12 protein-coding genes and 1 tRNA gene are annotated in these 13,175 nt (G+C 37.2%); 8 read left to right on the top strand and 5 right to left on the bottom strand.

The features are described 5' to 3' along the window. Positions 1–102 precede the first annotated feature (102 nt). A complete protein-coding gene (locus PZ892_RS11695) occupies positions 103–1,329 on the top strand; it encodes an exonuclease SbcCD subunit D (protein ID WP_277711318.1) in 1,227 nt (408 codons plus the stop codon). A gap of 2 nt (positions 1,330–1,331) precedes the next feature. Continuing rightward, positions 1,332–4,373, top strand: a complete 3,042-nt coding sequence (locus PZ892_RS11690) for an SMC family ATPase (protein WP_277711317.1) — start codon at positions 1,332–1,334, stop codon at positions 4,371–4,373. 106 nt (positions 4,374–4,479) lie between these two features. On the opposite strand, the gene PZ892_RS11685 is transcribed toward PZ892_RS11690, so the two are convergent. Beyond that, on the bottom strand, positions 4,480–5,007 hold the full coding sequence (locus PZ892_RS11685) for a hypothetical protein (protein ID WP_094280094.1): 528 nt from the start codon (positions 5,005–5,007) through the stop codon (positions 4,480–4,482). A gap of 312 nt (positions 5,008–5,319) precedes the next feature. On the opposite strand from PZ892_RS11685, the gene PZ892_RS11680 reads away from it, so the two are divergent. Continuing rightward, positions 5,320–5,401, top strand: a tRNA-Leu gene (locus PZ892_RS11680). Positions 5,402–5,494: 93 nt separating this feature from the next. Here PZ892_RS11680 and PZ892_RS11675 read toward each other — a convergent pair. From PZ892_RS11675 to PZ892_RS11665, 3 genes are all read right to left on the bottom strand, one after another. Next, positions 5,495–5,752: a transposase gene (locus PZ892_RS11675; protein WP_277712928.1), complete on the bottom strand. Its 258-nt coding sequence runs from the start codon at positions 5,750–5,752 to the stop codon at positions 5,495–5,497. Between the two features lie 27 nt (positions 5,753–5,779). Continuing rightward, positions 5,780–6,247: a hypothetical protein gene (locus PZ892_RS11670; protein WP_277711316.1), complete on the bottom strand. Its 468-nt coding sequence runs from the start codon at positions 6,245–6,247 to the stop codon at positions 5,780–5,782. Positions 6,248–6,712: 465 nt separating this feature from the next. Continuing rightward, positions 6,713–7,231 (bottom strand): hypothetical protein, encoded by a 519-nt coding sequence (locus PZ892_RS11665; protein WP_277711315.1) that lies wholly within the window; start codon positions 7,229–7,231, stop codon positions 6,713–6,715. Between the two features lie 186 nt (positions 7,232–7,417). Between PZ892_RS11665 and PZ892_RS11660 the strand changes: the two genes are divergently transcribed. The 5 genes from PZ892_RS11660 to PZ892_RS11640 all read left to right on the top strand — a co-directional run bounded on the left by PZ892_RS11660 (position 7,418) and on the right by PZ892_RS11640 (position 12,710). Further along, positions 7,418–7,918 carry a hypothetical protein gene (locus tag PZ892_RS11660; protein ID WP_277711314.1) on the top strand — a complete coding sequence of 167 codons (501 nt, stop codon included), beginning with the start codon at positions 7,418–7,420 and terminating at the stop codon, positions 7,916–7,918. 17 nt (positions 7,919–7,935) lie between these two features. After that, positions 7,936–8,613 (top strand): DUF2807 domain-containing protein, encoded by a 678-nt coding sequence (locus PZ892_RS11655; RefSeq protein WP_277711313.1) that lies wholly within the window; start codon positions 7,936–7,938, stop codon positions 8,611–8,613. A 112-nt stretch (positions 8,614–8,725) separates the two neighbouring features. Further along, positions 8,726–10,276 carry a glutamine-hydrolyzing GMP synthase gene (gene guaA, locus PZ892_RS11650; protein WP_277711312.1) on the top strand — a complete coding sequence of 517 codons (1,551 nt, stop codon included), beginning with the start codon at positions 8,726–8,728 and terminating at the stop codon, positions 10,274–10,276. After that, positions 10,206–11,528, top strand: a complete 1,323-nt coding sequence (locus tag PZ892_RS11645; RefSeq protein ID WP_277711311.1) for a hypothetical protein — start codon at positions 10,206–10,208, stop codon at positions 11,526–11,528. Before guaA ends, PZ892_RS11645 begins: the two co-directional genes overlap by 71 nt. A 6-nt stretch (positions 11,529–11,534) precedes the next feature. Continuing rightward, positions 11,535–12,710 carry an RsmB/NOP family class I SAM-dependent RNA methyltransferase gene (locus PZ892_RS11640; RefSeq protein ID WP_277711310.1) on the top strand — a complete coding sequence of 392 codons (1,176 nt, stop codon included), beginning with the start codon at positions 11,535–11,537 and terminating at the stop codon, positions 12,708–12,710. On the opposite strand, the gene PZ892_RS11635 is transcribed toward PZ892_RS11640, so the two are convergent. Beyond that, positions 12,707–13,174, bottom strand: coding sequence for a universal stress protein (locus PZ892_RS11635; RefSeq protein WP_094255851.1), 468 nt, complete (start codon positions 13,172–13,174; stop codon positions 12,707–12,709). The genes PZ892_RS11640 and PZ892_RS11635 overlap by 4 nt on opposite strands. Between the last annotated feature and the right edge of the window lies 1 nt (position 13,175).

The raw sequence follows: 13,175 nt of genomic DNA, 5'->3' as shown, positions 1-13,175 counted from the left end.
TTTGAAAGATGCCGTAAACCCTAAAAATCTTTCACATTTCTTAACCCTTTTCAAAGATAAAAATCTGTATTTTTAACATTCACCATAACAGATTTATTGTAAATGCGCATATTACATACAGCAGATTGGCATCTGGGTAAAAAGCTTGATTTCTTTTCTAGGCTTGAGGAACAGAAAGAAGTCTTAGACGAAATATGTCAGATTGCAGATCGGGAGGATGTAGACCTTGTGGTCGTATCGGGTGACCTATATGATACTTTTAATCCACCGGTTGAAGCTACAGAATTACTTTATCGAACATTAAAGAGGTTATCCAAGAATGGAAAGCGGCCTGTGATTGCGATTGCGGGGAATCATGATTCTCCAGATCGGATAGATTCACCGGATTCGCTTGCGCGAGAATTGGGGATTTTCTTTTTTGGTCAACCTAATTTAAAGATCAATCCGCTAACCGTTGAAGGGAGTTTTGATATCCTACGAGTAGATGAAGGTTTTGTTGAGATAAAGCTTCCAAAATACTATTATCCTATTCGGGTATTGAGTACTGCATTTGCGAATGAAATCCGCTTGAAACAGTATTTAGGAGATGAAGATAAAGCCAGTCAACTTCAGGAGGTCTTAAAGAAGAAATGGCTGGATACGGCCAATCAATATTGCGACACCTACGGTGTGAATATCTTGACGACGCATTTGTACATGTTGAAACGAGGTGCTGAGGTATTGGAGGAGCCAGAAGGTGAGAAGCCGTTACGATTAGGTTATGCGGATCTGGTTTATTCGGATAGTATTCCAGGATCCATTCAGTATACAGCTTTAGGGCATTTGCATAAATTCCATGAAATAGGTCAGGGTACAGCGCCCGTAATCTATCCTGGCAGTCCATTAGCTTATTCCTTTTCAGAGAGTGGTCAGAAGAAGCAAGTGGTTATCGTAGATTTAGAGCCTAATAAAATAGCTCAATATCGTACGGTTTCCTTAGAGAAAGGAAGGCCTTTACATCGGGTTAGGTTTAAGGATATCGATGAAGCTGTGCGATGGTTGCATGACAATAAATATGCTTTAGTAGAACTTACAATAGAATCTGATAATTTTTTAAGCTCCAGTGATTTAAAAAGAATTCATGGAGCCCATGAAGGGATTATACATATTATCCCTGTAGTCAGTAAAAAACAAGAAATAAATCAACCTAAGTCATTGGTAAACCTGGATCAGGATATGGAGAGTTTGTTCAAGGACTATTTCAAATCCAAGTATGGTCAGGAGCCCAATGAAGAATTGATGGCCTTATTTCATGAGGTCTCTACAAATACCTTAGAAAAAGAAGATTAAGTATGTTGCCATTATATTTAAGTATTGAGGGTTTATATTCCTATCAAGAAAAACAAAGTATTGATTTTGCAGAGCTTACCGAAGCGGGTCTATTTGGGATCTTTGGGAATGTAGGATCTGGGAAATCTTCCATTTTGGAGGCTATTAGTTTTGTGCTTTATGGCGATACGGAACGTTTGAATAAAACGGATAAACGTGCCTACAATATGATGAACCTAAAGTCTAATCAAACGATGATTGTCTTTGAGTTTCTGAACTTTGAGAAGCGTAAGTTTCGTTTTGTTGCTCAGTGGAAAAGGAGAAGGAATTTTGATGATACCACCCCGATTGAACGTACTGCATATGAGTGGATAGATGGGAATTGGATACCTTTAGAATCAGCGGATGGGGCTTTATTGACCAATCTTTCTTATGCCAACTTCAGAAGAACGATTATCATTCCTCAGGGACAGTTCAAAGAGTTTTTGGAATTGAAGGGGAAGGATCGTTCAGAAATGATGAAAGAGATCTTTTACTTGAATAAGTTTGATTTGGGGCCAAAGATTGGGTTTTTACAAGCGGGGAATAATCGCAAGTTAGAAAACCTCAAAGGTGCTTTATCGGGCTTTGAAAGTATTTCTACGGAAGTTCTCAGCCAGAAGAAATTGGAGGTTGAGGAAGCAAAGAAAACATTGGAGCAGACCAAGAGTGACTTTCAAGAGCTGCAAGTAAAAGTGCAATCCCTGCAGGAGTATAAAGACAAGGGAATTGAGCTTCATCAAAAAGAAGGTCAATTCAAGGAATTGAACAGTAAGAAAGAGCGAGTACAACAGCAAGAAGCTGATTTAAATCGGTATGAAAGAACTTCCCAAGCCTTTAAGGAGCCTTTGAATTTTTTACAGTCGCTCAATGTAGAAAGGGAATCATTGATTCATAAGATTGAGAATTTTCAGATTGTAAAAGAGAGGCAGTTGCAGGAAATTGATGCTGTAGAGAAGGAAATTGCTGCCATTCAACATGATTATCTGAATTTAAATGTTTTTAGAGCACAAACAGAGGATTATCGCAAGCTAATCCAAATCAAGGAAAACGAGAAAAAGGAGAAGGAGCTTGAAACCAGGCTATTGAAAGGGACACCTTTTGTAGAACGGACCAAGGAAGGGGAAAGGAATTTAGCGAAGAAGCTGGAAGAGACTGAAGAAAGGCTTGAAACAGTGAAGTCCGACAAGGTTGATACCTCGCAGCTGATTGAGATGGAGAAATGGTATCATAAAAAGGATACGATGGATCAACAGCAAAAACAATCTAACAGGTTGTTGGAGCAATTGACGGGGGAAATCGAAGAAGAGCAGCGACAATTTAACAAGGAGGGCTATACAGAAGAGAATTGGGAACAAATGATAGGAAATGAGTTGAAGTTAATTGAGAGCGATCTTAATAAGCTTCGGGATCAAGAGACTCATTTGCAAGTCCAGGCGAAGTTGAGTCGTTTTGCGACGGAACTCCAGCCGGGGATGCCATGTCCACTTTGTGGTGCTTTGGAGCATCCAGAGCCGATGCTTGCCAATCATGTTCAGGATGAACTGCAAAAAATCCATCAGGAGAAACTGAACTTAGAGGAGAAAAGACTGTCTTTTCAAAAGCAAAAGGAACTCTTGACAAGGGTTAGCTTCAGTTTAAATAGCAAACGAAGCAGTTTAGCTCAAATTCAGCAAGATATAGAAGGTCAAAGCGGAAATCTATCGAGTCATCTTTCTACGTTTAACTGGGCTGGTTATTCCAGCGACGATACGGGTGCATTCGAAGCGCAAAAGGAGCGAATTAAACAAAGTGAACAAATTACTGCTGGTCTAGAATCAGAAGTAAAGCAATTACGTTTGGATTTACAGAAAAGCCAGGATAATATTCAGAAGTTTGAAAAAGAACTGGATTCTATCAAAGCAGAAATAGCTGTCCTTCAGGGTGTAAATGCGCATAGTAAGGAATCCTTACAACAGTTGGATTTTGATCAATTTAAGGATGTGGAATATGATGAGCTAAAGCAGTCCAAACTGCATTTGGATCAAAAAGTAATACAAGTAGAGAGTGGTTATCTGACCCTGAATCAAAAATTAAATACATTAAAGACAAAATTAGCAGAGATTGCGGGTCAATATGGTTCCGCGAAGGATCAGTTAAGTAACTTCAATCAGCAGATTAAGGTTAGGCAGGAACAACTTGCCAAATTATTAAGGGAATACAATTTCGCCGATATCACGCAGGTGCAACAAATCATTCAAAGACCTATGCCAGTAGAACAGATGCGGAAAGAAATCCAGCAATTTTATGTTCGGCTTGAGGTTTTAGAGACTCAGATCAATTCATTGCAAGAGTTCTTGAAGGATAAGGAGTTTTCTGAGGAGGAGTTGGATACCAACAGTAAGTTGTTTGAATTCAAGAAGGAGGAATTGGAGCTGCAGTTGGCATTGACCGGTGGATTGGAAAAGGAATTGGCTCATCTGACTTTAGAAATAGGAAAGAAGGAGAAGTTGTTGGAGGAGTTTGAGCAATTGAGTGCGAGGGGTGCAAATCTTAAGGTTCTGGAGAATCTGTTTAAAGGGAATGGCTTTGTGAATTATGTTTCCAGCATTCATTTAAGACAGATGTGTGAAATGGCCAATGAAAGATTTCATCGATTGACAAGAAATCAGTTGAGTTTGGCCGTCAATGAAAATAATGAATTTGAGGTTATCGACTATTTAAATAATGGTTACCGACGGTCTGTTAAGACTTTATCCGGTGGACAGAGTTTTCAGGCTTCCTTATGTTTAGCATTGGCATTGGCTGAGAACATTCAATCGCTGAATAAATCTGACCGAAACTTCTTCTTTATCGATGAAGGCTTTGGTACCCAAGATTCGGAAAGCATCAATACCGTTTTTGACACCTTGCAATATCTGCATCATGAGAATCGGGTAGTTGGTATTATTTCCCATGTTGAGGAGCTTAAGGAGCGGATTCCAAGATCGGTTACGGTTGAGAAGGATCCGGAATCAGGAAGTAAGGCTAAAGCCTCCTGGAACTAGAGATTTGATATTCATAAAAGACTATAAAAGATGAAAGGTCCCGTGAGTGCGGGACCTTCATCAATTAAACATATAACCACTAACTAATAAAAAACCTTAAATTCTTTTAGCTATTTGAACTATCTATACTTTTAGTTTCTTCAACTGGCTTTTCTACCGGCTTACGATCCATATTTCTACGTTTCATCTGGCGGTGATGGTTTCTTTCACCACGATCCATTCTATCTTTGCGATTTTCAGCCATTTTATTTTTCAAAGTTTCTTGTTGTTCAGGAGTTAAGAGTTTCAAGAACTCTTCACGCTCAGCTTTCATTTCTGTTCTACGAGCTTCCCGATCAGCCTTTCTAACTTCTTGTTTTTCTTTCCACTTTTTAGCTTGGTCAAGATTGTAAGCATAAATATCTTGTTTTTGCTTATCTGTAAATTTCAACTCTTTATCCAAGCGGTCAGTTTTCATTTTTGCAATTTCTTCTGGGGTTTTGCTTTGCATTTTACCCATTTTGTGTCCGCTGCGAACTTGTTTTCTATGCTTCATCTCTTGGCGAACTTCTTTTTTTACTGAGTCTTGAGTCTGTGCAGAAGCTGCAAAGCTTAATCCAGCGAATAATGCAGCAAATGTTAATATCTTTTTCATATCCTAATATTTTCCTTTTGTATACTTTGAGCGAAATGGTTGGGAAACGTTTAAATCCTGTTTAGTTAAAGAATGTTAACGTGGAGGTCTTTTAATTTCCTACCTTTTCGTTTTTCTTATAGGTAAGAGTAGAAAGTATTGGAAAGGTTTATTTTTAGCCTTGTTAAATTTTGTTAATGGCTTTTTTAGGGGTTAGGAGGGCTGTTATTAAAAATAAATTGGCTAAAAATCAATTAGTTTAGTGTTGGAGGTAATTTTATTTTTGGAAAATAAAGGAGAGTGCCTATATTTGCATCGTTCCAAAGGGAATACGCCCAGGTGGCGGAATTGGTAGACGCGTTGGTCTCAAACACCAATGAAGCAATTCGTGCCGGTTCGATCCCGGCCCTGGGTACTGACAATAAAGCGGGAGTCATAGACATCCGCTTTATTTGTTTTAAAACCCACTTTGGACTGCATAATCCGGGTCAGTTTCAAAACCTGTTGACTAATCAAATAATTTAGAGAGTCTGAATAGGAAAAAGTTTATATCCCCGACACCTCTGAACGCCTTTATCTTCGCATTAAAAGATTCAGCCAAAGCATTGGTGCTTTTTTTGTCGAAGTAATTTAATATCTTCTTGTGGTGTATATTGATTGTCTTTGATACCGTATTGAAGGATTTAAAGCCTACCTGTTCTACTTTATCCGTCCATTTTGCAAGTCTTGTAAAGGCATATATCTTATCCGAGGTGCTGTTGAATATCCTAGAAAGCTCTTATTTGTTAAAAATCTATTCCTCCCAAGGTATTTCTTCCTTTTTCATCGCTTCTATTATACCTATTGTCCATTCCTCTGACAAGGAATCTAATTGTCGAGAGTGATAAAATTCTAGACAAGCTAGGGAATAGGCTGTTTTTCCTTCTGCCCCTTCACCCACGTCTTTTGCGAACCTCCTGGAGTCAATACGTTTATATTCTTCTTTTGCTAAAGAATCTATTTTAGGTCGTATTCCAAAAGAATAAAATCTAGTTCCAAAACTATACACGCTATATGTAAATGGGAGACTAAAATCCAGAGAATCGTTTATACCATAACGTTTGGGATAACAATAGTCAATACATCTTACAAAAGCGATGTTTTTAAGAATAGTCTTAATAGAATCTACCTTTTGAGCATTTCGATTTGATTGTACTACTCGCTCTGTAAAACAAGAACTTAAAATGAGTAATAAAATGCAGATTAACATATGTGTTTTCATAATTTTTATTATTAATATAATACTTCTTTTGCAATAAAATTCAATACCCAGGAAATAGATTTAACTTTTCCTATTATTAGTCAATTAAATATTAGTTTTATGGTAATAATCTTAACTCAGTATAGAGTCCCTAAACTTAATGGGTATGAATTAATTTGGAAGAATAAAAAGATAAATTCCTTTGACGCCACCAGAAGCTGAAAAATAACTTTTATTAGAAGCAAATTGCATATTCTCATTTAATACATCTACATGTCCTCCATGTGTATTGTATTGCTGATCTATTTGAGGTTTCTTTTTTTTGCTTTTTATTGAAGTTTATAAGCAGCTGTGTACAAAAGAAAAGCTCATCGAAAGATGAGCTTTTTTGTTTTATATGCCTAATTATTTAATCTATTACTACTCAATATTTGAAATAAATAAGGAATACTAGTTCCTATTCTTAAGAAAGTCTTTATTAATCTCCTACATACCACCTGCACCTACCAAGGTTGAAATTACTCCTGTTGAAATTACTCCAATGATACCGAGCGCATAAAAAGCAATTCCAATAATGGCAATAATTCCAATGAATTTATAGTGTTTTCTGAGGTAGTTAAAAGCTACAGTAAGTTGTTCAGAATTTCTAGCGTTAATTGCTGATTGAAGGTTTGTTGAAAATTTGTATAACCAAAGGATTGGCGTAAAATAAATTCCTATAAAAATTAATACCATCAATAGGATTGGAATGGACGCAAAAGCATTGATTTGTTCTGCGCTGGTGCTGCTATTTCCAATAAAATATAGTAAGAATATCACGACCAACACAAAGTAGAGGATCAAGCCGACCATTGCTACAATGGAAAGGAATTTTGCCCATTTTGCGACTTCCCGTAAATGCTCAATAGAAATCGGTCCGAGTTTTAATTCCGTGAATGATTGTCCTGGATTGTAGTGTGGATTTTCATTTCCGGGTGATTCGAAGTTATTTTCGTTATTTTCCATAATTAGTATTTGGTTATTGAATTTATTACTCCAATTTATCAAAAATTATTGGTTACAGGTTAAGTTATTATAATTTTCGGTAGAAATATTCGTGATATTCGGTAATAAAATTAAGTCAAAATTGTTAAAATTTATTTCAGTTGGCTTGTTTTTTGTAATTTAAAGGGTAATAAACCATTTGTAATTATGATGAGAGTAATGATTTTAGCCTTTGTTCTATTGATTTCCAATGAGATACGGTCTCAGGATTTGGATTTGAACAGCGTTCGAAATGATTTTAATAAGGGTGTAAAGGACGAGGAATTGTGCAAAAAGCATCTAGAAGCGCTTGAAGAGAAAGCGGATAGTCCGGTTGAACGTGGCTATGCAGCTGCATTTCATATGTTTATGGCCAAACATACTACAAACCCTTTCAAGAAGATGGGTTATTTTAAGGATGGTCGAAATATGCTTGAGAAAGAATTGAAATCAAACCCTAATAATGTAGAGTTAAGATTTATCCGCTTGAGTATTCAATATCATATTCCTAAGTATTTAGGATATCATAATGAGATTGAGTCAGACAAGGATTTTGTAATGAATAACCTTTATAAACTATCGGATAAATTCACAAAAGAAAAAATTTACAAATATTTAAAGGGTGCCAATATGTATACTGCGGATGAATTAGCGTTATTAGGTAGGTAAATATCTATATTAGCGTTATGAAGATGAGATACATTTTATTATTTGCAGTAAGTTTGATTGTTCATTCGGTGCATGCGCAGATTAAGCAGAGCATCAATGAGTTTTCGGTTTTAGAAGTTACAGACAGACTTTGGGTGAGTGTCGTTCCGAGTGATCGACATGAGCTTGAGATTAATGGAGAATTGGCGGATAAAGTTGAGGCAGTTTATTCAAAAGGCGAATTACGCTTGAAGATGAAAGCCGGATATATTATGCAAGGGAATCAGGCGAATGTGATTGTTTATACACCATCCTTATCCAGTATTGTTGCGAAGAAAGGTGCTGAAGTCAATATAGAGGAGTCAGCGATTGAAGAGGAGGCGATGAGTTTTATTGCTAGTGAGGGAGCGAAGATTCGTGCTATGATTAAATCAGTGGGAGTAGATGCGACAGTAAATACTGGGTCCTCAATTGATTTATTAGGTTCGGCTACGAAATTAAATGTGAGAACAACGGCTGGTGGGAATTTTTATGGCAAGGATCTCAAAACTGATATTGCTTATGTGCGGGTGAATGCTGGTGGGAAGACTGAGGTTAATGCCTCACAATCTGCTGATGTTGAGACCAGAGCTGGGGGTACAATTGATGTTTATGGGAACCCTAAGAACAAAAGAGATAAGAAAATAGCCGGTGGAAAGATTGTTTTCCACAAATAAAAAATAAGATTTTTAAGGAAAGCAAGCCTCTTTCAGGGGTTTGCTTTCTTTTTTGCATCAATAAGTTAATATTTCCTCTAATAAATTAGGTATTGATTTGTAACTTTGCGCCATGTCAGAAAAAATTATCATTCTCGATTTTGGATCGCAATATACTCAGTTAATTGCGCGTCGCGTTAGGGAGCTAAATGTATACTGTGAAATTCATCCATTCAATAACCTTCCTGAATTTGATAATTCAGTAAAAGGAGTGATTTTCTCAGGTTCCCCTTATTCAGTACGTCAAGAGGACGCTCCTCAAGTTGACTTTAAATCTATTCAAGAAAAATTCCCATTGTTAGGGGTTTGTTATGGCGCTCAATATATAGCCCAAAATTCTAATGGAGAGGTTTTACCTTCTGAAATTCGTGAATACGGTCGTGCTAATTTGCAGTTTGTAGATCAAGAGAATGATTTATTGAAAGGCATACCTACGCAATCTCAAGTATGGATGTCTCATGGAGACACCATTAAAGAGGTTCCTGCAAATTTTAAGATTATTGCAAGTACAGATAAAGTACGCGTTGCGGCTTATCAAGTGGAAGGTACGAATACATACGGAATTCAATTTCACCCAGAAGTTACCCATAGTACCGATGGTCAGGTTTTATTGAAAAACTTTGTTATTAATATTTGTGGTTGTACTCAAGATTGGACAGCTGATGCATTTGTTGATACTACTGTTTCAGAATTAAAAGAGCAATTAGGAAATGACCATGTGATCATGGCTTTATCTGGTGGAGTTGACTCCACTGTTGCTGCGGTATTATTACACCATGCTATCGGAGATAAATTGCACTGTTTCTTTGTTGACCACGGTTTATTGCGTAAGGATGAATACGAGCAAGTATTGGCATCTTACCAAAACATGGGATTAAATATCAAAGGAGTAAATGCGAAGGATCTTTTCTACTCTAGATTAGCTGGAGTTTCTGAGCCAGAGCAAAAACGTAAAATCATTGGTGCATCTTTTATTGATGTATTTGATGAGGCAGCGAAAGAGATTCAAAAGGAATTACCTGAAGGTGTTGAGGCAAAATGGTTAGGACAGGGTACTATTTATCCAGATATCATTGAGTCGATATCGGTTAAAGGTCCATCTGCGACTATCAAATCACACCATAATGTAGGTGGATTACCTGACTACATGAAATTAAAGGTAATAGAGCCATTAAAAACTTTATTTAAGGATGAAGTTCGTCGAGTTGGGAAGTCCTTGGAAGTAGATCCAGCTATCTTAGGAAGGCATCCATTTCCAGGTCCAGGTTTAGCAATTCGAATTTTAGGAGATATTACAGAAGAAAAGGTACGGATTTTGCAAGAAGCTGATGACATTTACATTCGTAACCTGAAAGAATCGGGTTGGTATGATAAAGTTTGGCAAGCAGGAACTATTTTCTTGCCGGTTCAATCAGTTGGTGTAATGGGGGATGAGCGTACCTATGAACACGTTGTTGCACTAAGAGCAGTAGGTTCCTTAGACGGAATGACCGCTGATTGGATTCATTTGCCTTATGATTTGTTAGCTAAAATTTCAAACGAGATTATTAATCATGTCAAAGGAATCAACAGAGTCGTATATGATATCAGTTCAAAACCACCAGCAACCATTGAGTGGGAATAATTTGAAAAACATTTATAGAGGTACCCTTGCAGCATTCTGCATGGCTGCTGTTCTAGCGATGAGTTCATGTTCGCCAAAAACGACAGGTGGAGTTCTAAAGAACCCAAATGTTTATGGCAATAATGGAAAAGATGCTGGGAATAAAACAGAAGCCGAGAAAAAAGAGGATGCCAAGAAGGAAGAAACGGTAAAAGCAGCAGATCAATCGAAAAATATTGCTCTGCTTTTACCCTTTCAACTGAATATGATTGCTAATCAAAATGTGGTTGAAGCTGATGTGAAGCGTTCTGCTTTAGCATTGGACTTTTACCAAGGTTTTCAATTAGGGGTTAATGAAGCGGCTAAAAAAACTGCTGACTTTAATATCCATGTCATGGACACACAGGATAATGAGATGAAAAATCTTTCTATCGCTGCGTCCAAAGAGATTGAAAACGCCAGCTTGATTGTTGGTCCTGTCTATCCGAAAGAAATCAGATCCTTTGCGAAAGGAAATAAGAACAACAAGATTCTTCAAGTGAATCCATTGGCTGCAACTATGCCTACGGAATTTAATATTGCTAATCTTGTTTCTTTGACTCCACCAATTCGTATTCACATGCGTGCTATTGCGGCAGAAATGATGAAGAGATACACGGATTCCGATGTTATCATTGTTTTTGAAGCTAGGGATAGCGATCACCGTAATTTCATCGCCGGATTTGATGAGGAAGTCAAGAAGATTAACCCTGCTGCGAAAATTGTACATGTATCTTCGGTTTCGCAATTAGGTCAAACCATTCCGGATATGGGAACCGCTTTTGTAATTTCAGGTACTACTGAAAAAACACAACTTCGTTCTTTAGTAAACTCATTGGATAGTAAAGTTGGTCAGGGATATTCTGTTCGTTTATATGGACATCCACTTTGGTCGAAAGTTGACTTTAGACCGTATGACAACTTCTTCCGTATGGATCCAACGATTAGTTCTGAAAGCCATCTAAAAGTATGGAGTACAGAAGTTCAGAATTTCCAACGTAACTATAAATCAGCATTCAAGATTGATCCTTCAGACTTTGCTTACAAAGGATATGATGCAGGAAGATATTTTGCAACCTTGTTGAATAAGTATGGTTCAGCTTATGCTGAGAAGGTAGTTGATGAGAAGTATTCTGGAATCTTTAGTGATTACCAGTTTAACTATAATCCAACTTGGGGATATGTAAACCAAGCAGTTAAAATTAGAACCTACCGCAACGGTTCTTTTCAATAAGAAGCATTGGAAGTCAATAGCAAAAGAATTCAGCAACAGGTACGTAACTTTGAACGTACTATCAACGAATATCAATTTAAAGAACCTTTTTCTAGGTTCTTAACTCAATTTTACAAGAATAACAGACAGATGGGTTCATCCGATAGAAGGATGAACTCTAGGTTCTGCTATAACTTTTTCAGATTAGGAAGAGCATTTGTTTCTCTGACACCGACTGAAAAGTTAACCATAGCGGAATTTCTATGTGAGGTCGAATCTGGTGTTGTGGAAGTTTTTATGCCTGAATGGGCAGATAAACTAGGATTGGGAATTCAGGAAAAAGTGGAGTTAGTTGAAAGCAAATATGGAAAGTTCCTAGAAAAAGTTTTTTCATTTGCTGATTACTTATCTCCAACAATCGATAAAAACGCATTTATTTTATCTCACTTCGTTCAACCAAATCTGTATATCCGCATTCAAAAAGGAATGGAAAGCAAGGTTCGCAAGACCTTAGAGAAGAATTCTATTCCCTTTGAAGAGATCTCTGAACAAACCTTATCCTTAAAAAACGGAACCAACCTTCAACAGGTAAAAGGATTGGATGGAACCTACGAGGTTCAGGATTGGTCTTCCCAACAAAGTTTAAATGATCTAGTAGTTCCAGAAAGATCTTCTTGGTGGGATTGCTGTGCAGCATCTGGAGGTAAGTCATTGTTGTTGCTGGATAAGGAACCGAATATTAAATTATTGGTATCTGATGTTAGATTGAGTATTCTAAGGAATTTAGATGAAAGATTTGAAAAAGCTAATGTCAAGACTTATTTCAGGAAGAAGATTTTAGATTTAAGTAAGTCTGTTAGCAATATCATGGGTGAGGAGTCCTTTGATGGAATTATTCTGGATGCACCATGTTCGGGTTCTGGAACTTGGGGTAGAACCTCTGAAATGCTTTGGAAGTTCAGCAAAAGTGAGATTGAAAAATACAGTAGCTTACAGAAGGACATTGTGAAGAACGTTGTTCCTTATTTAAAACCAGGTAAGACCTTATTGTATATTACCTGTTCTGTTTTTGCTGCTGAGAATGAAGAAATCTGCCAATATATCACGGATGAATTAGGGTTACAGCTAATCGATCAACATCCAATTATAGGATATGATAAAAAGGCAGATACCATGTTTGTTGCTCAGTTTAAGAAGGCTTAATCACAATTTAACGGAATTACCAAGACCGGGCAAGTTGCTTTTCTAATTAAGGCTTCAGAAACTGATCCTGAAAGGAAATGGTCAAATCCAGTTCTTCCGTTATTTCCCATAATTATCAAATCTGCGGTCCATTCTTTTGCGACTTGCAGGATTTCATCTCTGACATCACCCACACGATTAAATGTAAAGGTTTCAGAGGCTGATTGAAATTCTGTTGCAAGCCTATTCAGAAAATCCTGAGAAGCTTGTTGTTGTATTTCAGAAACTTCAGGAACAATTATTGGTTGCTGACCTAAAAGAGGATCAACACCATAGGAAGTAGGGGAAGTCGGTGGAACTACCGTGACTAAAGCAAGTGCAGGATGTATTTCTTCAACAATTTCTCTAGCATAGTCGATTGCACGACGTGAACAGGGAGTCTCATCAATTGCTAATAATATTCGATTGAACTTTTTTGTAGTCATG

Source organism: Sphingobacterium sp. WM (genome assembly GCF_029542465.1).
Classification (GTDB): domain Bacteria; phylum Bacteroidota; class Bacteroidia; order Sphingobacteriales; family Sphingobacteriaceae; genus Sphingobacterium; species Sphingobacterium cellulitidis.
The sequence above is the reverse complement of the archived record's forward strand: the minus strand, read 5'-3'. Positions and strand labels throughout refer to the sequence as shown.

Excerpts from the sequence above, each read along its gene's own strand:
- PZ892_RS11695 (WP_277711318.1), top strand. The coding sequence starts at position 103 with ATGCGCATATTACATACAGCAGATTGGCATCTGGGTAAAAAGCTTGAT.
- PZ892_RS11690 (WP_277711317.1), top strand. The coding sequence starts at position 1,332 with ATGTTGCCATTATATTTAAGTATTGAGGGTTTATATTCCTATCAAGAA.
- PZ892_RS11685 (WP_094280094.1), bottom strand. The coding sequence starts at position 5,007 with ATGAAAAAGATATTAACATTTGCTGCATTATTCGCTGGATTAAGCTTT.
- PZ892_RS11670 (WP_277711316.1), bottom strand. The coding sequence starts at position 6,247 with ATGAAAACACATATGTTAATCTGCATTTTATTACTCATTTTAAGTTCT.
- PZ892_RS11665 (WP_277711315.1), bottom strand. The coding sequence starts at position 7,231 with ATGGAAAATAACGAAAATAACTTCGAATCACCCGGAAATGAAAATCCA.
- PZ892_RS11660 (WP_277711314.1), top strand. The coding sequence starts at position 7,418 with ATGATGAGAGTAATGATTTTAGCCTTTGTTCTATTGATTTCCAATGAG.
- PZ892_RS11655 (WP_277711313.1), top strand. The coding sequence starts at position 7,936 with ATGAAGATGAGATACATTTTATTATTTGCAGTAAGTTTGATTGTTCAT.
- guaA (WP_277711312.1), top strand. The coding sequence starts at position 8,726 with ATGTCAGAAAAAATTATCATTCTCGATTTTGGATCGCAATATACTCAG.
- PZ892_RS11645 (WP_277711311.1), top strand. The coding sequence starts at position 10,206 with ATGTCAAAGGAATCAACAGAGTCGTATATGATATCAGTTCAAAACCAC.
- PZ892_RS11635 (WP_094255851.1), bottom strand. The coding sequence starts at position 13,174 with ATGACTACAAAAAAGTTCAATCGAATATTATTAGCAATTGATGAGACT.